The organism is Streptomyces sp. NPDC050546 (assembly GCF_044457425.1).
In the GTDB taxonomy this organism is placed as follows: Bacteria; Actinomycetota; Actinomycetes; order Streptomycetales; family Streptomycetaceae; genus Streptomyces.
Genome location: NZ_JBITGX010000001.1, coordinates 70,149 through 89,130 on the forward strand (window position 1 = coordinate 70,149; position 18,982 = coordinate 89,130).

The following is an 18,982-nucleotide window of genomic DNA, read 5'->3' on the forward strand; positions in this document are numbered from 1 at the left end:
CGACGTCCGTGCGCCCTGCGCGCCGGGCGGCACCGGGCGGGCGACCGGCGTGGGGGCACACACCCGCTCGTCCTCCACACCCATTGTGGGTTTGCCACCTCCGACGCGAGAAACCGCCCCCTTCACGCGGTTATCCGGCCGCCTCTGCCGCTGTTTGGCTATGACTCGCGGCGCGTCCGGCTCACCGGCGCCACAAGGCTGCCGCCTTCGCCGGCCACCCCACCGTCCCTGCCACCACTCCACCCGCCCCAGCCGGCCACCCCGCTCACTCAGCGAACACCCCGTTCGATCCCCGGGAGGGAATGTGTCCGCCCCCGAAAGCACCACCGGCCCCGCCACCGAAGACCCGGCCCCCGGCCCCGCCGCAGGCACCGGCGCGGCCGAGGCGCAGCTCACCAGTCTCAGCACGCAGGCGGCGCGCCAGCTCGCCACAACCACCAAGTCCGTGCCTCAGATGCAGGCCATCACCTCGCGCTGGCTGCTCAAGATGCTGCCCTGGGTCGACGTCAGGGGCGGTGCCTACCGGGTCAACCGGCGTCTGACGTTGCGTCTCGGCCGGGGCCGGGTGCAGTTCGAGCAGAACGGCGCCGACGACATCAGGGTCATCCCCCAGACGCTCACCGAACTGCCCGTGCTGCGCGGCTACTCCGACGGCGAGGTGCTGAAGCAGATCGCGTCGCGCTTCGAGGTCCGTGAGGTGCGTGTCGGCGAGGTGCTCTTCGAGGCCGGGCAGCCCGTCACCGAGGCCTACCTGATCGTGCACGGCCGTTTCACCCGGTACGCCACCGGCAAGTACGGCGAGGAGGAGGTCATCGGCGTCGTCACGGACGGCGAGGGGCTCGGTGACGAGGCCGTGGGGCGGGCCGACCCGCTGTGGCTGACGTCCGTACGGGCGGAGACCTCGGGCGTCGTGCTGGTGCTGTCCTGGGACGCCCTCCGGGAGTACACGGACCGTGTCCCGTCCTTCGCGGCCCATCTGGAGGCGTACGCGGAGCGGCAGAGCAAGCCCATGAACCGCAAGGGCGAGGCGGATGTGCCGGTGCAGGCCGGGCATGTGGGCGAGCCGGTGCTGTCCGGCGGCTTCGTCGACTACGAACTCGTCCCGCGCGAGTACGAGTTGTCGCTCACGCAGACCGTGCTGCGTGTCCACTCCCGGGTCGCCGACCTCTACAACGACCCGATGGACCAGACCGAGCAGCAGCTCCGGCTGACCATCGAGGAGATCCGTGAGCGGCAGGAGTGGGAGCTGGTCAACAACCGCGAGTTCGGGCTGCTGCACAACATCGACTACAGCCAGCGCATCAGCACGTTCTCGGGGCCGCCGACCCCGGACGATCTGGACGAGCTGTTGTCGATGCGGCGCAAGACCCGGCTGTTCCTGGCTCATCCCAAGGCGATCGCGGCGTTCTTCCGGCAGTGCAACAAGCGCGGGCTGGTGCCCGGCACGGCTAACGTCGACGGGCATGAGGTGCCCGCCTGGCGGGGTGTGCCGTTCTTCCCGTGCGGCAAGATCCCGGTCAACGACCACCACACCAGCAGCATCATCGCGCTGCGCACGGGCGAGGCCGACCAGGGGGTCGTGGGACTGTTCCAGACCGGTATCCCGGAGGAGTACCAGCCCGGCCTGAACGTACGGTTCATGGGCGTCGACGAGACCGCGATCATCCGCTACCTGGTCACCGCGTACTACTCGATGGCCATCCTGGTACCCGACGCCGCGGGCATCCTGGAGAACGTCCAGATCGGCCGGACGGCCGGCTGACGGGGTGGAGCCGAGTACGCCGATGAACACTCCCCCGCCCCCCGGCTCGCAGCTCCCGGCCACCGACACCCACCAGCCCTCCACTTCCAAGCCCCACCCGACGCCCGACCTTCCGCCCCTACCGACCACCGGCTCCCCCGCCCCACCGGCCCTACGGCCCCTCAACTCCCCGGCCCCACCGCCCTCAGCCTCCGCGCCCCAACCCGGCCCACCGGGCCCGGGGACTCCGACCCCGCCGCGCCCCGGCCTGCCGACCCCACCGGCCACCGGCTGCCCGGCCCCGCCGCCCTCAGCCTCCGGGCCACAGCCAGGCGCCCAGGGCCCGGGGACTCCGACCCCGCCGAGTTCCGTGCACCGGGCGGTCTTCCGGCCTCCGTCCCCGCCGGTGTTAGGTTTCTCAGCCGCTCCGGCCCTCAGGTCTCCGGCGTCGGCGCCACCGCCCGCGGGCTCCGCGGTTGCCCCGGGCTCCGAGGCTCGTCCAGCCGGCGTCCCTTCGGCCCCGGCATCGCTCGGCCTCGCAACGACCGCGGAATCCCCGCCGCCTCCACCACTGAGCTCCGCGTCCCGCCCGGCCTTCCGCCCTCCCGCCCCACCGACACTCAGCCTCTCGATCCCAGGCCACTCGGGCTCAGCGGCCCTCGGACCTCCGGCTTCGCTGCCCCCGGGCTCAGCGACCCCCGCACCCCCGGGTTCAACGACCCGACCGACCTCCGGCTCCCCGGCCCGGCCCACCCACCGCCGCACCCCACCCGGCCCTCCGAGTCTCGCCCGTACCGGACGGGCCCGGCGTGGTGGGCCCGTGCCCGGGCTTCGGTATCGGGCCGCCGTGCCCGCCGATCCCGAGAAGGTCAAGGAGGTCGACCGGAGGCTGGAGGCCTGGGCGCACGAGCTCGAGCTGTTTCCCCCGGCCTGGACGGGGGACTTCGCGGGGTTCCAGTTCGGCCGGGCCGTGGTGCTCCAGCATCCGGGGGCGGTGGATCTGGACCGCCTCACCGTCGCGGGCGAGCTGCTGCTGGCCGAGAACCTCGTCGACAGCTGCTACTGCTCGGAGGACGAGGACCGGGGCGGATCGTCTCGCGGTCTCGGCGGACGGCTGGTCATCGCCCAGTCGGCACTCGACCCCTTCCACGGCCCGCCCGAGGCGGAGAAGGAATGGCGCCAGGGGCTGACGGCCGACGGCCCGCTGCGTTCGTACCACCGCGCCCTGCGGGACTACGCCGGTTTCGCCACGCCCAGCCAGACCGACCGGTTCGTGCACGACATCGCCCGGCTGCACCTCGGCTACGTCGCCGAGGCAGCCTGGGCGGAGACACGGTACGTGCCGCGCGTCTGGGAGTACCTGGTGATGCGGCAGTTCAACAACTTCCGCCCCTGCCTGTCGATCGTCGACGCCGTGGACGGCTACGAACTGCCCGAGGCGGTATACGCCCGGCCGGAGATCCAGCGGATCACGGCGCTCGCGTGCAACGCCACCACGATCGTCAACGACCTGTACTCCTTCACCAAGGAGCTCGCGGCCGAACCGGACCACTTCAACCTGCCGCTGGTCATCGCCGCCGACGAACGGTGCGGACTCAAGGCCGCCTATCTGAAGGCCGTCGAGATCCACAACCAGATCATGGACGCCTTCGAGGAGGAGTCCGCGGTCCTGTCCGCCGCCTCGCCGCTCGTCGAGCGCTACACCCGGAGCCTGGCCGCCTGGGTGGCCGGCAACCACGAGTGGCACGCCACCAACACCCACCGCTACCACCTGCCCGACTACTGGTAGAGCACAGTCCCTTGACGTCACGCGAGAAGCACGAGGAGCCGTCCTTGACCACCACCGCCGACGCCACCGCCGCAGCACCGCGGTCCCCGTCCGCCGCCCAGTCGACGTACCAGACCCGCGTGGCCGACTACTGGAACGCCGAGGAGAACCCGGTCAACCTCGAACTGGGGAAGATCGACAACCTGTACCACCATCACTACGGCGTCGGAGACGCCGACTGGTCCGTGCTCGACGAGCCCGACCCGGCGCTGCTCCGCGAGCGGGTCACCACCGAACTGCACCGCCTGGAGCACGCCCAGGCGGAGTTGCTCGCCACCTACCTCGGCCCCCTCTCGCCCGCCGACCGCGTCTTCGACGCCGGCTGCGGACGCGGCGGCGGCAGCGTCGTGGCGAACCTTCGGTACGGCTGCCGCGCCGACGGCGTGACGCTCTCGGCCAAGCAGGCGGACTTCGCGAACGAGCAGGCCCGGCAGCGCGGCATCGACGGCAAGGTCCGCTACCACTGCCGGAACATGCTCGACACGGGCTTCCCGTCGGGCGCGTTCGCGGCGTCGTGGAACAACGAGTCGACCATGTACGTGGAGCTGGACCTGCTCTTCGCCGAGCACGCCCGGCTGCTGCGCCAGGGCGGACGCTACGTGGTGATCACCGGCTGCTACAACGACACCTACGGGCGGGCCTCCCGCGAGGTGTCCCTGATCAACGCCCACTACATCTGCGACATCCATCCACGGTCGGAGTACTTCAGGGCGATGGCCCGCAACCGGCTCGTCCCCGTCCATGTGCAGGACCTCACCGACACGGCCATCCCCTACTGGGAGCTCCGCAAGCGGGCCGACCATCTTGTCACGGGCATCGAGGACACGTTCCTGACCGCGTACAAGAACGGCAGCTTCCAGTACCTGATGATCGTGGCCGATCGCGTCTGACCGGTCGCCATATCGTCGGCCACGGGCAGCTCGTGGCCGACGCGCGTCTTCCGCCCCGGGCCCGGCTGTGCTTGCCTGGGGAGCCGTTTCACCGGCCGGGGCGGGAGTTGCCGTATGCGCGGACCGTGGATCGTGGGTGTCCTGCTGGCCGGGCTGCTGCTCGGGGCGTGCGGGGATCCGTCGTCCGGACCCGGCGCGTCCCCGCCGTCCGCGCCGGAGGTGTCCACGACGCAGCACCAGCGGGCCCCGGCCTCACCCAGCGCCCGGGCCCCCGTCAAAGCGCCCCGCGTGCTGTATCTCGGCGACTCGCTCGCCATGGAGAACCAGAAGGTCCTCGGCCAGGAGCTGCGCCGGGACCTGCGCGCGACATACACGAGCGCCCCCTACTCGGGCACCACCCTGTGCGACTACCTGGAGGGCACGGCGGAGCGGTCGCTCGTACCGGCGCGGGACAAGGCGGCCGCCCTGGTGCGGTCGCTGCGGCCGGACTTCGTGGTGCTCCAGTTCTGGGGCAACGCCTGGGACTTCACCTGGTGCATGGACAAAATCACGTACGACGGTTCGCGGGAGCGGTACTTCGAGCGGTACGAGGCCGACGCGCGCCGACTCGTCGAGCAGATCGCGACGGCCGGCGGGGCGCGACGGCCGCGGATCGTGTGGGTGCTCCAGGGCCCGGACCCGATCACGCCCGACCGGGTGCGGCGCGTCAACGGGCTGTACGAGCGGCTGGCCGCCGGCTCGGGCGACATCGTCGCCGACGCCGGAGGGACGGTGAGCCCCGGCTCGGACCGCTACACGTGGACGCAGCACCTCCCCTGCACGGCCTACGAGCGGGCCCACCCCCACTACTGCACCCAGCCCGGCCGCGACCGGACGGCCCTGCACCGCGACGACGACTATCTGCACTTCTGCCTGGCCCCCACGACGTCCACGCCGAAGCCCTGCCCGGTGCGCTCCCCCGGCATCCTGCGCATCGCCCGGGAGATCACCAAAACCATTCGACAGCCGGCGAACTGACCGCTCGAATGGGCGTCATGTGCGCTGTGCGAATGCATGAGGACGAGCGGGAGGTCGACGTCCCGCTCGTCAGCCGGCTGATCGCCGGACAGTTCCCCCGGTGGGCCGGGCTGCCCCTGCGGCGTCTGGAGTCGTCCGGGACCGAGAACGCCATGTTCCGCCTCGGCACGGACAAGGTCGTGCGGCTCCCCAGGCACCCCCGCGCCGTCGACGCCATCGCGCACGAACTGCGCTGGCTGCCCCGGCTGGGCCCGGGCCTGCCCGCCGCCTCGCCCGAACCGCTCGGACGGGGCGAGCCCGGCGAGGGCTTCCCGTGGCCCTGGTCCGTGTACGGCTGGCTGGACGGCCGCAACCCGGTGCCCGGCGCCCTCGACGATCCGGGACCGCTCGCCGAGGACCTGGGCGCCTACGTCGCGGCCCTGCGGAGGATCGACCCGGCGGAGGGCCCGACCGGTTACCGGGGAGTGCCGCTGGCGGCCCGGGACCGCTTCGTGCGCGAGGCGCTCGAACAGCTGGCGGGGCGGGTCGACACCGCGGCGGTGACGGAGGTGTGGGAGCAGACGCTGCGCGCCCCGGAGTACGCCGGGCCGCCGGTCTGGGCGCACGGCGATCTGATGGCCGGGAACCTGCTGGTCACGGCCGGACGGCTGAGCGCCGTGATCGACTTCGGCACGGTGGGGGTGGGAGATCCCGCCGTCGACCTCATCAGCGCCTGGTGCGTGCTGCCCGCCGGGGTCCGCGGCACCTTTCGCGAGGCGGCGGGCGCGGGCGAGGCCGAGTGGGAACGGGGCCGGGGCTGGGCCCTGTCGATCGCGGTCATCGCGCTGCCGTACTACTGGGACACGAACCCGCCGGTCGCGGAGAACTCCCGGCATGTGATCCGGGAGATCCTTGCCGAGACGGCGTAGGGGCAGGCAGGGACCTGCCCCTCGACCGGAGGGAGCACCTCACTCGCCCGCGTAGGCCTTGTCCAGGGCCGCGATGTCGAACTTGGTCATCGCCATGAACGCCTCGGTCACACGGGCCACCTTCGCGGGGTCCGGGTCGGTGATCATGTCCTGGAGCCTGTCGGGGACGACCTGCCAGGACACGCCGTACTTGTCCTTGAGCCAGCCGCACGGACCGGGCTCGCCGCCGTTCTCGGTGAGCCTGGTCCAGTAGTAGTCGATCTCCTCCTGGTCCGCGCAGAAGATCATGAAGGAGACCGCCTCGGTGAACTTGAACTGAGGGCCGCCGTTGAGCGCGAGGAACTTGTGGCCGTTGGCCGTGAACTCGACGGTCATGACGGTGCCCGCCCGGTGGGGCGTTCCCTCGGGGTAGCGGGCGACCTCGCCGATGCTGGAGTTCTTGAAGATCGAGACGTAGTGGTGGGCGGCCTCCTCGGCCTGGTCGTCGTACCAGAGACACGTGGTGAATCCGTCGGTGGCCATGAGTACCTCCTGGGCGCGTGGAACGCTGTCACCACTGTCGACCGACTCCCGCCCCGGAACTCATCGGTCGGCCTGCCGGCGAATTCAGGTGGCTGCTACACCGACGGGACCGCCCGCTTCCATGTGCGGGCGTTCTTCCGGCGGTTGCGCGAGAACGGCTGACGCTCTGCCCCTGGCGAATCTGCCACGGGCAGAGAATCCGCACAGCGGCGTCGCCCGAGGTCAAGAGTGGAGTCGAGGGCATCCCCGACCATGAGGAGAACCGATGACTCCACTCACGACACTCGCCCCACGGGCGGAGGAGGGCGACACCCCTCCGACCCGGTTCGACGACCAGCTGGCCGCCCAGTTGCTCGCGCAGCGCATCGTGCTGCTGGGCACCCAGGTCGACGAGGTCTCCGCGAACCGGGTCTGCGCCCAGTTGCTGATCCTGTCCGCCGAGGACCCGCGCACCGACATCAGCCTGTACATCAACAGCCCCGGCGGCGCGGTGCACGCGGGCCTCGCCATCTACGACACGATGCGGCTCGTCCCCAACGACGTCTCCACCCTGGCCATGGGCTTCGCCGCGAGCATGGGCCAGTTCCTGCTCAGCGTCGGCGCGCCCGGCAAGCGCTACGCCCTGCCCAACGCGCGGATCATGATGCACCAGCCGTCGGCGGGGATCGGCGGCACCACCGCCGACATCGAGATCCAGGCGGAGAACCTGGAGTTCACCAAGCGGACCATCGAACGGATCACCGCCGAGCACACCGGCCAGAGCGAGGAGACGATCTCCCGGGACGGCGACCGGGACCGCTGGTTCACGGCGGAGGAGGCCAAGGAGTACGGCATGGTCGACCGGGTCGTGGAGTCCCTCACGGACGTTCGCCCGACGGCCGGCCGGCGAAGGATGGGGCTGCAGTGATGGGAAGCTACACGATTCCGAACGTCGTCGAGCGCACCCCGCAGGGCGAGCGGTCCTACGACGTGTTCAGCCGGCTGCTGTCCGAGCGGATCATCTTCCTCGGCACGGAGATCGACGACGGCGTCGCCAACGTCATCATCGCGCAGCTTCTCCATCTGGAGTCCTCGTCCCCGGAGAGCGAGATCGCGATCTACATCAACTCGCCCGGGGGCTCGTTCACTTCGCTCATGGCCATCTACGACACGATGTCGTACGTGCGGGCGCCGATCTCGACGTTCTGTGTCGGGCAGGCGGCCTCCACGGCGGCCGTGCTGCTGGCCGGCGGGGACCCCGGACGCCGGTTCGTGCTGGAGCACGCGCGCGTGCTGCTCGGCCAGCCGGCGAGCGGAGGGCAGCGCGGCATGGTCTCCGACCTGGCGCTCCAGGCCAGGGAGATGGTGAGGATCCGCTCCCAGGTCGAGGAGGTGCTGGCACGGCACACCCACCACGAGGTGGCGACCCTGCGGGCCGACATGGACCGCGACAAGGTGTTCACCGCGCAGGAGGCGGTGGGTTACGGGCTGGCCGACGAGGTGCTCAGCCGGCGCCTCGTGGAGGTCTGAGGCACCGGCCGGCAGGCGGACTCAGGCGGCCAGGCACATTCCGTCGTACGACGACGGGGTCGCCGCTCCGCGGCGGCTCGCACTGCCCGCGTACCGCGAGGTGACGCGGGTCAGTTCGCCCTGCGTCCTCGACAGCAGGTCGCTCAGGCTCAGTCCGAGGGCGCGGGCGGCGGCCGCGAGGACCTCCGAGGAGGCCTCCTTGCGGCCGCGCTCGACCTCCGACAGATACGGCATGGAGATCCGTGCCTCGCCGGCGACGTCCTTCAACGTGCGCTCCTGCGCGAGGCGTTCACGGCGAAGGACGTCGCCGACCAGGTCGCGCCAGAGCGGCTCCTTCACCGCGGGGGCCGGAGGGCTCGCACCTTGCGGGCGCAGCGGGATGACGCGGGCTTCGTTCGGCACGTGGTTGGTCACCTGTCCAGCCTAGGAGCGCCGGACGCGAGGGGAAGGCATCGACGTTGCGCCCTGGGTGGAATCACGGGCGGGGCACGCCCCTTGCCCGCTGTCGGCCGAATGGGTGAGCATGGGCAGACCGGAATGCCGTGCTCCACCGATTTTCCGCCGTACGGCATTCGCGGGCATGTGTGGCGCCTTCCCGGGTACCCGCAACCCGGAAGGACCTAGGCAGACGCAGCCGTGACTTCGTGGGGAGAGGTAATGGAGACCGCCGTGATCCGGTCGAAGGCAGAGGTCGCAGGGGAGAACACCGAGGCCGGGACGGGTGACGGAGCACTGCCGGTCGTGGACCCGCGGTCCGTGGCCCCGCGGGACGCCAGGGCGCTGTCCCGCCAGTTCTTCCAGCGTCTGACGGAACTCGAAGAGGGCACGCACGAGTACCAGTACGCGCGCAACACGCTGATCGAGATGAACATGTCGCTCGTGCGGTTCGCGGCCGGCCGATTCCGGGGCCGCGGCGACGACATGGAGGACATCGTCCAGACCGGCATGATCGGCCTGATCAAGGCCATCGACCGGTTCGAGCTGTCGCGCGAGGTCGAGTTCACCTCCTTCGCGCTGCCGTACATCGTCGGTGAGATCAAGCGGTTCTTCCGGGACACCACCTGGGCGGTGCATGTGCCGCGGCGGCTGCAGGAGCTGCGCGTGGAGCTGGCCAAGGCCCGCGAGGAACTCGCGAGCCGGCTGGACCGTGAGCCGACCGTCGCGGAGCTGGCCACGCTGATGAACATCTCCGAGAACGAGGTCGTCGAGGGACAGATCGCGGCGAACGGGTACAACTCGTCGTCGCTGGACGCCGCGCTCACCGGTGACGGGCCGGAGGGCGGCGAGGCGGTCCTGGCCGACTTCATCGGCGTCGAGGAGAACGGACTGCGGCTCGTCGAGGACTTCCACTCGCTCGCCCCGCTCATGGCGGAGCTCAGCGAGCGCGACCGGCAGATCATCCACATGCGGTTCGTGGAGGAGGCCACCCAGGCGGAGATCGGCGAGGAGCTCGGCTGCTCGCAGATGCACGTCTCGCGCCTGATCAAGCGGATCATCACCCGGCTGCGCGAGGGCATGCTGGGCGAGCTCGGCTGCGCCTGAGACAGTCGGCGGGCCGGCCGGGCACACGGCGACCAGCGGGTGCTGTCCCCCATGCGGGAGGGGACGGCACCCGTGACCGTGTCGACTCACTCGCACGGCACAGAAACAGGAGCCCTCGACGGCACAGGAGCAGGAGCCCCCAGGAGGAGGGGACACCTCATCCGGACGGTTCAGGCGCCGGTGGCTTCGGCGAGCGGCAGGACGGCGCGCACGCGCTTGCCCACCGGGACCCGCTCCACGCTGACCTGCTCCGCGAGCGCGTGGACGATCTCCAGGCCGTGCCGGCCGACGCGCTCCGGGTTGCGCGGGAAGATGCGGGGCAGGGCCGAGCTGCTGTCGTAGACCGACACGGTCACGGCGGTGTCCGTGCCCACGAGCTCCAGGATGTACGGCCCGTTGCTGTGCCGGTCGGCGTTGGTGACCAGCTCACTGACCACGAGCTGCACCGCGCCGTCGGCCCGGTCGTCGATGCTCGCGCACCACTCGGTCCGCAGCTGATCGAGGAAGAGCGCGGCGAAGGACCGCGCCTCGGCGATGCATCCCTGCTCGCCTGAGTAGTGTGCCGCCCGCCTCAGCGGTTCAACGGGCACGTCGAAACCAGTCGGTATCACTGCCCCGTCCAGGTGGTCGATCATTCGTTTCTTTCTGGGAAGAAGCCGGACTGGCCGGACGCTCTGCACCAGTGCTCGTACCCCGAGCCGGGCTTCGCAGTCCTGACACGTTTTCGTCCGTCCCGTGCCCTGCGCATTGTCCCCCGAGCGCGGGGCACTCGGAAGGAATCAGGACCGGCCGAGGGCGGCCGGGCCGGATCGCCGGAGGTGTGCGGTGGCCTGGTGGATATGGCTGGTCGTGGTGGTCGCGGCGCTTGCCGCCGTCGCCGTGCTGACGCTCGCCGTGCAGGCCGGCCGCCGGTCGGGGACGGTCATCGCGGTCCGGCGCCGGCCCGGCGGGAAGGGTCTGCGATGAACCAGCTGATGGCGGCACGGAGCCTGACGACCCTGCCGGTGGTCACCCTGGGCGGCGACGCCGTCGCGCAGGTCAAGGACACCGTCTTCGACGCCGCGGCCGGGCGCATCACCGGCTTCACGCTCAGCGGCAGGGGTCTGCTGTCGGGCCCGCTGAGGCAGAGCCTGCCCTGGCACGCGGTGCACGCGCTGGGCCCGTACGCGGTCATGATCGTCGACGCGGGCGCCCTGGCGGACACGCCCGTCGTGGTGGCACGCCGCGAGGCCCAGCAGGGCCGGGTACTGCACGCCAAGGTGCTGACCGACGAGGGCGCCGAGGTCGGCACGGTGCTCGACGTGGTCGTCGAGGGCGGTACCAGCGGCCGGGTCGTGGGGTTCCGGATCGCCGCGGCCAAAGAGCTGGTGCGGGGCTCCCGGCGGCGCAGGCACCGGGTGTACGTACCGCGCGGCGAGACGCTCGCGGTCTCCGGCCGCGCCCTGGTCATCCCGGCGGACGCCACCCGCTACGTCGCCGACGACCTGCCGGCCTTCGTCGCCCGGGTGGGTGCCTTCCGGGAGGGGCACGAGGAGACGCCGTCATGATGCTGTTCTCGCAGGCGCGGGGCCTGCCGGTGCTGACCCTGGCCGAGGCGGACGAGCTCGGCGTCGTGCGGTCGCTGACCGTCGACGCGGCGGCCGGTGTGGTCACACATGTCCGGGTGCGGGGCCGGCACTCCCGCAAGGAGACCGTGCTGGCCTGGGGTGCCCTGCACGCGCTCGGCCCGGACGCCGTGCTCGTCCGCTCCGCCGCCGTCCCGGCCGAGGTGCCCTCGCACCACGAGCTGCCGGGCCTCAGGATCCTCACCGAGACGGGCGACTGGCTCGGCACGGTCCAGGACGTCGCGTTCGAACCGGACACCGGTCGCGTCGAGGCGGTCGTCACCGCCCAGGGCGATGTGCCGGCCGATCGGCTGCTCGGGCTCGGGGACTACGCCCTGGTGGTCCGCGCCGGGTGACTCAGGAGGCCGGGGCCTGGTCCGTCGCGCCGCCCCCGGTGTCCTGGCCTGTGTCGTTTGCGGGCGGGGGCGGCGAGTCGTCCGCCGGCGGCGATTCGTCCGTCGTCGGTCCGGACGTCGTCTCCGTGGTCGGCGGTTCGCTCGTGGTCGGCTCTGACGAGGTCGAGCCGGTCGGCGTGGTGACGGTCGCCGACGGGGTGGGCTTGCTGGGCGGAGCCGTCTTGCGGTCGTTCTCGCCCGTGTCGCCCTTGTCGCGCTTGAACCACTCGCCGTCGGGCTCGCACATCACGAACACGTCGATCGGCTCCTCGGCGGGCTTGACCGCGACGACGTCCGACGCCTTGTAGCCCGCCCACTTGTCCCCGGTCGTCTTCCCCTGCTGGGAGACCGGCGGGGTCAGCGGGTTGCCGCACGCGCAGCGCACCCGGGGAACGCCCCGGTCGTCGACGAGCACGGCCGTGCCGGCCTGGAGGACGGCCTGGTACTGCGTGGGGCGGCCGTTCTTGTAGCCGTGGTTGGTGACCCAGGTGTCCATGCGGAGTTGCACGGGGGTGAGCGAGCGCAGGTAGGCGGGGACCTCGGAGGGCTCGATGCGCTGGACCGAGGCGAACGCGCGCTGCTTGTCCGGGGCCTGCTTGAGGTACGTGATCTGCTTCTCCACGTCGCAGCTCGCGACGTTGCGGGTGCCGCCGTACAGGCCGGGCGCCCCGCCCCGGACGGCCCGGACGGCGTTCGGCGACGCCGATCCGGCGGGCGTCGGCGTGACCGACGGGGCGGAACTCTCCTTGGCCGTCGAGTCGGTGAACGGGTCCGGGCCGGTGTCCGCCGCGGGCTGCAGCAGCACATCGCTGTCGGAGGTACTGGTACCTCCGTCTGACGCGCCCGTGCCGCCGTCGGGGCGGGTGAACACCACGGCCAGGACCACGGCGGCCACGACCGCGCCGGCGATCAGCGCGACACGAGGGACGGACCCCCACCACGGGCGGCGGGGCTCCGGCGGTTCACCACCACCCCCGCTCGGTGGCTCGGGGGGTGGCGCGCCGCCCCCCGAGGGCGGCTGGGAGGGACCCGACAGCGGGCCCGAGGGAGGTCCTGTGGGGCGACCGGACGACGGCGGTTCGACGCTCACGAGCTCTTCTTCCCACGTGGGTTCTGTGCGGCCTTCGCACACCCGAGGCGATCAGTCCTGGTATATACCGCTTCTTCCACTACGAGTTCATTGTGTGCCCCGGTCCCGTCCGGCCCGCAAGCCGACGCGGACGGACCTCCCGACGGGCGCCCGGCGCGGGCGCTGCTTAGCGTGGCAGCGTGAGTTCGCGCACCTCCTCCGGCCAGGCACGTACCTCCGGCGCGCGGGATGTCGCCCGGCACGGCTGGGTGCACGCCCTCGTCACGGTGCTCGGCGGGCTGCTCGCCATGGCGGTGGTGGCCACGCTCGGCCTGTGGGCCGCCGGGGCCGCGGACCTTCCGGACGGCGCGTTCGCCCCGGTCGTCATGGCGACCGTGGTCACCGCCTTCGGGGGCACGGTGAAGCTCTCCGGAAGTGCCGGTGACTTCGCCGACACCCAGGCGGGACTGACCGTGATCCCGCTGTCCGTCACGCTCACCGGGGCGTTGGTGATCGCCTGGGGCTTCCTGCGGCCGCTGCGCCATCGCGCGGTCGCCGGAGCCGCGGAGCTGGCCGGCTGGGCCGCCAGGATCGCGGGCCTGTGGCTGCTCGCGCTGATCGGCGTGACCCTCGCCGCCCGCCACACGTTCGAGATCTCCCTCGGCGACGAGCAGCTGGGGGAACTCGGTGACCTGTTCGGCGCCTCGCCGAAGATCGGTTTCACGACCGACGTTCCCCTGTCCGTGTTCGTCGGCCTGGTCTGGCTGGCCGGTGTGCTGGTGCTGGCCCTGCTGGTGTCGCGCGGCGCCCCGTTGCCGGCCGGGCTGCTGCGCTTCCAGACGTCGGTGCGGCCGGCCGCGTACGCGATGGTCGCGCTGCTGCTCGCGTACGTCGCCCTCGGCGTGGTCATCGCGCTGGTCGTCGCGGCGACGCGGGGTCACGCGGCGGAGACGTTCGCCGTGATTCTGCTCGGCATGCCCAACCTGGTGTGGCTGGCGCTGACGATCGGCCTCGGCGCGACCTGGACGGGCCGGGTGGAAGGGCCGTTCGGGCTGCCCATGCCGCAGGTGCTCGACGAGGTGCTGCGCACTCCGGACATCTCGGAGCTGAACCTGCGGACGCTCTCCGAGCACGACGGCCGGGTGTGGTGGCTGCTGGTCGTCGACGTGGTGCTGCTGCTGGCCGCCGCGTTCGTGATGGCGGCCCGGTCACCGGCCCGGGTCCGGGCCTGGCAGCACGCCGTGCACATGGCGGTCGCCCTCATGCTCACGGTGTTCATGATCTGCCTCGTCGGACGTATCTCCGCGCACTACGGCCTGTCCGTGCTCGGCATCGGCGACCTGGGCGGGAGCCTCGGGGGCGAACTGTTCCTCAGACCCCGGCTGTGGGGCGCCGTCGGCCTGGCCGTCCCCTGGGGCCTTGTGACCGGATTCGCCGGGGCGCTGCTGGCACGGCACGTACGGCGCCGAGGTGAGGTCCGCTCCGAGAGCCGGAGCTGACGCCGGGGCGCTACGTCCGCTGCGGGAAGACCGGTTCGGCCCAGCGCGGCGGTGGCTTCGGCCGCTCCTCACCCGGCTCCCGGCTCGCCCGGGCGGGGATGTACCCGACGCCGGGCTCGCCGCCGGTCGTCGCGGCACGCAGAGCGGCGACGAAGGCCAGGCAGGACGGGTACCGGTCGTCGGGGCTCTTGGCGAGGGCCTTGGCGAGGACGGGGTCGGCCTGCGGGTCGAGGTCGGGCCGGGCCTCGGTCAGCGGCGGCGCCTCGTCGTACTGGTGGGCCCACAGCAGGGCCATGTCGTCGTCCCGGCGGAAGGGCGGATGGCCGGCGAGGATCTCGTACACGACACAGGCGAAGCCGTACACGTCGCAGCGGGCGTCGACCGGGCGGCCCGAGATCTGTTCGGGGGCGACGTAGTCGAGCGTGCCGACGAACTGGCCGACCGTGGTGAAGCCGGTCAGGGACAGCGACTTCTTCGTCAGGCCGAAGTCGGTGAGGTAGGCGTGCTCGGGATGGTCGCTGTCGGTGCCGCGGGCCACCAGGATGTTGCCGGGCTTCACGTCCCGGTGCACCAGACCGTGGTCGTGGGCCGCGTCGAGCGCGGAGGCGACCTGGGCTGCGATACGGAGGGTGGTGGCGGGCGACAGCGGGCCCTCCCGGTCGAGGAGGTGGCGCAGGTCGCTGCCGACGACGTACCGCATGGCGATGTACAGCACGCCGTCCGTCTCACCGGCCTCGAAGACCGGCACGATGTGCGGATGGTCGATCGCGGCGGCGGCCCGGGACTCGTGGGTGAAGCGGCGCCGGAAGGTGTCGTTGCGGGCGAGTTCCGGGGCGAGCAGCTTCAGGGCGACGGTGCGTTCCAGACGCAGGTCGCGGGCCCGGTACACGACGGCCATGCCGCCGCGCCCGATCTCCTTCTCGATCCGGTACCCGGCGATCTGCTGTCCGAGCAGCTCGGAGGGCCGCCCCGAGAACAGGCTCGTCTCGCGGGTCAACGGGTGTCACCCTCGGGCGAAACGACCCGGGTGGGCTCGGACCCCACGACGCGCGTGGGCGGCGCCTCGGCGGCGCTGTCCGGCTGCTCGGCCTCCTCTTCCGCCTCTTCGGGAGACACGACACGCGTGGGCGGGGCGTCCCCGGGGCGAGCGCTCTCCCCGGCTCCCCCGGCCTCCCCGGCCTCCTCGGGGGACACGAGACGAGTGGGCTCGGGGACATCGGGAGACACGACCCGGGTCGGTTCGGGAGCATCGGGAGACACCACCCGGGTCGGTTCGGGAGCATCGGGAGACACCACCCGCGTCGGCTCAGGAGCCTCAGCCGGCACGGCACTCGCCGGTTCGGGAGCCTCAGGCGACACCACCCGAGTCGGCTCAGGCGGAACGACCGGCGTGGGCGGCACAGCGGCCGGATGCGCGACCTCCTCAGCCTGAGGCCTCTCCTCACCCCCGGTCGGCTCCTCACCCCCCGTCGGCTCCTCACCCCCGGTCGGCTCCTCGACCCGGGGCGGCTCCTCGGCCCGAGGATGCTCCTCGACCGCCTCCGGGGGCACCACCCGGGTGGGCGTACGCGCCGGCACCGGGGTCTCGGACGGTCGGGACGCGGGCTGGGAACTCGGTGTCTCGTCCGTCGCGTACGTGGCCGCCCGGGTGCCGTCCGCGTACACCCAGTGCCCGTGCGCGGCGTCGTAGAGCCACACCGACTCCCCGTCGACGACGACCCCGATCCGCAACCCGTGGGTGCGGGAGTGGAAGGACTCCCGGTCGAGGCCGCCCGCGAGGTCCTCCACCGCGGACCGGTAGCGCGCCAGGGCCTCCTGCGCGCGGGTCAGCAGCGGACGCGGGTCGGCGGTCCGGGTGAGCGGCCCGTCCGCGGCGGGCGGATCCTGCGGTACGGCGACCAGGCGGCGGCCGTCGACCCAGGCCGACCAGCCGTTGAAGCACAGCACATGCCCCCAGTCGCCCTGCTGTTCGACGAGCTGCACCGGCAGCAGGGGGTCGAGGTCCACGGTGGGCCGGGCCGGGTCGGGGGCCTCCCAGGCGGGCATCCCGTGCTGCGGGACGACGTGCGTGGGCCGGAAGCCGGGAGTCGTCACAGTCACTCCCTACTTCCGCATCACGGCCGGTTCGTGCCGGCGCAGCAGCCGGGACACGAGGAAGCCGAAGAGCACCGACAGCACGACCAGCATCCCGATGTCGAGCAGCCACATGCCCGCCGAGTGCTCGAAGAGCGGATCCTTGGTCAGCTCGTCGGGCACGATCCGGGCCAGCCCGACGGTACTGGCCATCGCGGCCAGCGCCCAGCGCGCCGGCACCAGCCAGCCCAGCTGTTCAAGTCCGGGTACGCCGTCCAGCTTCAGCAGGGCCCCGCAGAAGACGACCTGGACGATGGCGACGAGCACCAGCAGCGGCATCGTCACCTCTTCCTTGCGCACCAGCGCCGAGATGAGCAGCCCGAGCATCATCGCCGTGAACGCCAACAGGGCGACGGCGACCGCGATTTCCACCAGGGGCGGCATCAGCACGCCTTCGTCGCCGGGCGCGCCGAGGTCCACGCCGAGCAGGGCGACCAGGGTGAGCACCACCGCCTGGAGCACGGTGATGACGCCGAGGACGACGACCTTCGACATCAGGTACGCCGATCTGGACAGGCCCACCGTGCGTTCCCGCTGGTAGATCACGCGTTCCTTGACGAGTTCGCGCACGGCGTTGGCCGCGCCGGTGAGCACCGCGCCGACGCACAGGATGAGCAGTGTGTTCATCGCGGTGTCGAAGCTCAGCTTGCCGCCCGACAGGGCGCGCGCCATCACACCCATCACGAACGGCAGGGCGATCATGATGATGAGGAACGTGCGGTCGGCGCTCAGCGCGGAGGCGTACCGGCGCACCAGGGTGCCCAGCTGGGCGGCCCGGCTGCGCGGCCGGGGCGGCGCGGTGATGACGACGGGCCCGGACCGGGGCTGCCGGGGCTGGGCGGTGGCGTCGGCGACGTAGTGGTCCCGGAACGGCGAGGCGCTGTAGTCGCCCGCCCAGTCCCGGTCCTTGTCCCGCTCGAAGGCCTCGAAGGCCTCGGGCCACTGCTCGAAGCCGAAGTAGGCCAGGGCGTCCTCGGGCGGCCCGTAGTAGGCGATCTTCCCGCCGGGCGCGAGCACGAGGAGCCGGTCGCACACATCCAGGCTGAGCACGCTGTGGGTGACGACGATGACGGTCCGGCCGTCGTCGGCGAGGCCGCGCAGCATGTGCATCACCGAGCGGTCCATACCGGGGTCGAGGCCGGAGGTCGGCTCGTCGAGGAACAGCAGCGACGGCTTGGTCAGCAGTTCCAGGGCCACGCTGACGCGCTTGCGCTGGCCGCCCGACAGGCTGTGCACGGGCTGGTCGACGCGCTGTTCCAGGCCCAGTTCGCGGATCACCTCGTCGACCCGGGCGCGCCGTTCGGCCTTGGCGGTGTCCTGCGGGAAGCGCAGCTCGGCGGCGTAGGTGAGGGCTTTGCGGACGGTGAGCTGGGCGTGCAGGATGTCGTCCTGCGGGACGAGGCCGATGCGCTGGCGCAGCTCGGCGTAGTCGCGGTAGAGGTCGCGGCCGTCGTAGAGGACGGTGCCGTGGTCGGCGGGCCGCTGGCCGGTGAGGGCGTTGAGGAGTGTGGACTTCCCGGCGCCGCTCGGGCCGACGACGGCGAGCAGGCACTTCTCCCCCACCGGGAACGACACATGGTCGAGCAGTGTCTTGCGGCCGCGGTCGACGGTGACCGCGAGGTCCTGTACGTCGAGGGAGATCTCGCCGGTGTCGACGTACTCCTGGAGTTCGTCGCCGACGAGACAGAAGTCCGAGTGTCCGATGCCGACGATGTCGCCCTGGCTGACGGGGGCGCTGGTGACGCGGCTGCCGTTGAGGTACGTGCCGTTGTGGCTGCCCAGGTCGGTGATCTCGTACGTGCCGTCGGGCAGGGCGCGCAGCTCGGCGTGCCGGCGGGAGACCACCAGGTCGTCGATGACCAGGTCGTTGTCGGTCTCGCGGCCGATGCGGACGGTGCGGGCGGGCAGCGGCCGTACGGTGGTGGGCTGCCGGTAGGTGCCGGTCGCCGCCGGCATGGAGACGGCGGAGGGGCGTTCGGGGGCGGGTTCGGGACGGCCCAGCAGGACCACACGCGGCCCGTCGGCAGGGTTGCCGAAACGGATGACGGTGCCGGGACCGACGTCCCACTCGTGGATGCGGCGGCCCTCGGCGTAGGTGCCGTTGGTGCTGTTCTCGTCCTCGATGGTCCAGTGGCCGTCGGTGGGCCGCAGCACGGCGTGGTGCCAGGAGACCCGGTCGTCGTCGATGACGATGTCGCTCAACGGGTCGCGTCCGACGTGATAGTCGTGACCCGGAATCATCACGGTGGAGCCCGTCTCGGTCTCCAGGACGAGTTCTGGTGCTACCGAAGACTGCGCCATGACCAAGATTCTACCGATTTGCCT

The 18,982-nt window shown here is 71.8% G+C and carries 19 protein-coding genes; 12 read left to right on the plus strand and 7 right to left on the minus strand.

Annotation, left to right across the window (positions count from 1 at the left end; translation table 11 throughout):
• Nucleotides 1–304: 304 nt before the first annotated feature.
• From ACIBK5_RS00335 to ACIBK5_RS00355, 5 genes are all read left to right on the plus strand, one after another.
• Complete coding sequence (locus ACIBK5_RS00335; protein ID WP_399014585.1) at nucleotides 305–1,762, plus strand: family 2B encapsulin nanocompartment shell protein; 1,458 nt, start codon at nucleotides 305–307, stop codon at nucleotides 1,760–1,762.
• 610 nt (nucleotides 1,763–2,372) lie between these two features.
• Nucleotides 2,373–3,530 (plus strand): family 2 encapsulin nanocompartment cargo protein terpene cyclase, encoded by a 1,158-nt coding sequence (locus tag ACIBK5_RS00340; protein WP_399016163.1) that lies wholly within the window; start codon nucleotides 2,373–2,375, stop codon nucleotides 3,528–3,530.
• 44 nt (nucleotides 3,531–3,574) lie between these two features.
• Nucleotides 3,575–4,459, plus strand: a complete 885-nt coding sequence (locus tag ACIBK5_RS00345) for a geranyl diphosphate 2-C-methyltransferase (RefSeq protein ID WP_399014587.1) — start codon at nucleotides 3,575–3,577, stop codon at nucleotides 4,457–4,459.
• Between the two features lie 114 nt (nucleotides 4,460–4,573).
• Nucleotides 4,574–5,476, plus strand: a complete 903-nt coding sequence (locus ACIBK5_RS00350; RefSeq protein ID WP_399014590.1) for an SGNH/GDSL hydrolase family protein — start codon at nucleotides 4,574–4,576, stop codon at nucleotides 5,474–5,476.
• A gap of 17 nt (nucleotides 5,477–5,493) precedes the next feature.
• Nucleotides 5,494–6,384, plus strand: a complete 891-nt coding sequence (locus tag ACIBK5_RS00355; RefSeq protein ID WP_399014592.1) for an aminoglycoside phosphotransferase family protein — start codon at nucleotides 5,494–5,496, stop codon at nucleotides 6,382–6,384.
• Between the two features lie 39 nt (nucleotides 6,385–6,423).
• Here ACIBK5_RS00355 and ACIBK5_RS00360 read toward each other — a convergent pair whose 3' ends face one another.
• Nucleotides 6,424–6,906 (minus strand): VOC family protein, encoded by a 483-nt coding sequence (locus tag ACIBK5_RS00360; RefSeq protein WP_399014594.1) that lies wholly within the window; start codon nucleotides 6,904–6,906, stop codon nucleotides 6,424–6,426.
• A 265-nt stretch (nucleotides 6,907–7,171) separates the two neighbouring features.
• Here ACIBK5_RS00360 and ACIBK5_RS00365 point away from each other — a divergent pair, with 265 nt between their 5' ends.
• Both ACIBK5_RS00365 and ACIBK5_RS00370 read left to right on the plus strand, forming a co-directional pair.
• Nucleotides 7,172–7,813: an ATP-dependent Clp protease proteolytic subunit gene (locus ACIBK5_RS00365; protein ID WP_399014596.1), complete on the plus strand. Its 642-nt coding sequence runs from the start codon at nucleotides 7,172–7,174 to the stop codon at nucleotides 7,811–7,813.
• Complete coding sequence (locus tag ACIBK5_RS00370) at nucleotides 7,813–8,415, plus strand: ClpP family protease (RefSeq protein ID WP_399014598.1); 603 nt, start codon at nucleotides 7,813–7,815, stop codon at nucleotides 8,413–8,415. Before ACIBK5_RS00365 ends, ACIBK5_RS00370 begins: the two co-directional genes overlap by 1 nt.
• Before the next feature lie 21 nt (nucleotides 8,416–8,436).
• On the opposite strand, the gene ACIBK5_RS00375 is transcribed toward ACIBK5_RS00370, so the two are convergent.
• Nucleotides 8,437–8,829 (minus strand): helix-turn-helix domain-containing protein, encoded by a 393-nt coding sequence (locus ACIBK5_RS00375; protein ID WP_399014601.1) that lies wholly within the window; start codon nucleotides 8,827–8,829, stop codon nucleotides 8,437–8,439.
• A 243-nt stretch (nucleotides 8,830–9,072) separates the two neighbouring features.
• Here ACIBK5_RS00375 and ACIBK5_RS00380 point away from each other — a divergent pair, with 243 nt between their 5' ends.
• Complete coding sequence (locus tag ACIBK5_RS00380) at nucleotides 9,073–9,957, plus strand: RNA polymerase sigma factor SigF (protein WP_399014604.1); 885 nt, start codon at nucleotides 9,073–9,075, stop codon at nucleotides 9,955–9,957.
• A gap of 170 nt (nucleotides 9,958–10,127) precedes the next feature.
• Here the strand turns inward: ACIBK5_RS00380 and ACIBK5_RS00385 are convergent, their stop codons facing one another.
• Nucleotides 10,128–10,592 carry an ATP-binding protein gene (locus ACIBK5_RS00385; RefSeq protein ID WP_399014606.1) on the minus strand — a complete coding sequence of 155 codons (465 nt, stop codon included), beginning with the start codon at nucleotides 10,590–10,592 and terminating at the stop codon, nucleotides 10,128–10,130.
• 190 nt (nucleotides 10,593–10,782) lie between these two features.
• Between ACIBK5_RS00385 and ACIBK5_RS00390 the strand changes: the two genes are divergently transcribed.
• The 3 genes from ACIBK5_RS00390 to ACIBK5_RS00400 are packed head-to-tail and all read left to right on the plus strand — an operon-like array spanning nucleotide 10,783 to nucleotide 11,917.
• A complete protein-coding gene (locus ACIBK5_RS00390; protein ID WP_399014609.1) occupies nucleotides 10,783–10,923 on the plus strand; it encodes a hypothetical protein in 141 nt (46 codons plus the stop codon).
• Complete coding sequence (locus ACIBK5_RS00395) at nucleotides 10,920–11,504, plus strand: PRC-barrel domain-containing protein (RefSeq protein WP_399014611.1); 585 nt, start codon at nucleotides 10,920–10,922, stop codon at nucleotides 11,502–11,504. Before ACIBK5_RS00390 ends, ACIBK5_RS00395 begins: the two co-directional genes overlap by 4 nt.
• Nucleotides 11,501–11,917: a PRC-barrel domain-containing protein gene (locus tag ACIBK5_RS00400; protein ID WP_399014613.1), complete on the plus strand. Its 417-nt coding sequence runs from the start codon at nucleotides 11,501–11,503 to the stop codon at nucleotides 11,915–11,917. The genes ACIBK5_RS00395 and ACIBK5_RS00400 overlap by 4 nt, the downstream gene beginning before the upstream one ends.
• Before the next feature lies 1 nt (nucleotide 11,918).
• Here the strand turns inward: ACIBK5_RS00400 and ACIBK5_RS00405 are convergent, their stop codons facing one another.
• Nucleotides 11,919–12,851, minus strand: a complete 933-nt coding sequence (locus ACIBK5_RS00405) for a DUF6777 domain-containing protein (protein WP_399014615.1) — start codon at nucleotides 12,849–12,851, stop codon at nucleotides 11,919–11,921.
• A gap of 374 nt (nucleotides 12,852–13,225) precedes the next feature.
• On the opposite strand from ACIBK5_RS00405, the gene ACIBK5_RS00410 reads away from it, so the two are divergent.
• A complete protein-coding gene (locus tag ACIBK5_RS00410) occupies nucleotides 13,226–14,524 on the plus strand; it encodes a streptophobe family protein (RefSeq protein WP_399014617.1) in 1,299 nt (432 codons plus the stop codon).
• 10 nt (nucleotides 14,525–14,534) lie between these two features.
• On the opposite strand, the gene ACIBK5_RS00415 is transcribed toward ACIBK5_RS00410, so the two are convergent.
• The 3 genes from ACIBK5_RS00415 to ACIBK5_RS00425 are packed head-to-tail and all read right to left on the minus strand — an operon-like array spanning nucleotide 14,535 to nucleotide 18,958.
• Nucleotides 14,535–15,521, minus strand: a complete 987-nt coding sequence (locus tag ACIBK5_RS00415) for a serine/threonine-protein kinase (RefSeq protein WP_399014619.1) — start codon at nucleotides 15,519–15,521, stop codon at nucleotides 14,535–14,537.
• Nucleotides 15,518–16,618: a hypothetical protein gene (locus ACIBK5_RS00420; RefSeq protein ID WP_399014621.1), complete on the minus strand. Its 1,101-nt coding sequence runs from the start codon at nucleotides 16,616–16,618 to the stop codon at nucleotides 15,518–15,520. The genes ACIBK5_RS00415 and ACIBK5_RS00420 overlap by 4 nt, the downstream gene beginning before the upstream one ends.
• Before the next feature lie 9 nt (nucleotides 16,619–16,627).
• Nucleotides 16,628–18,958, minus strand: coding sequence for an FHA domain-containing protein (locus ACIBK5_RS00425; RefSeq protein ID WP_399014623.1), 2,331 nt, complete (start codon nucleotides 18,956–18,958; stop codon nucleotides 16,628–16,630).
• Between the last annotated feature and the right edge of the window lie 24 nt (nucleotides 18,959–18,982).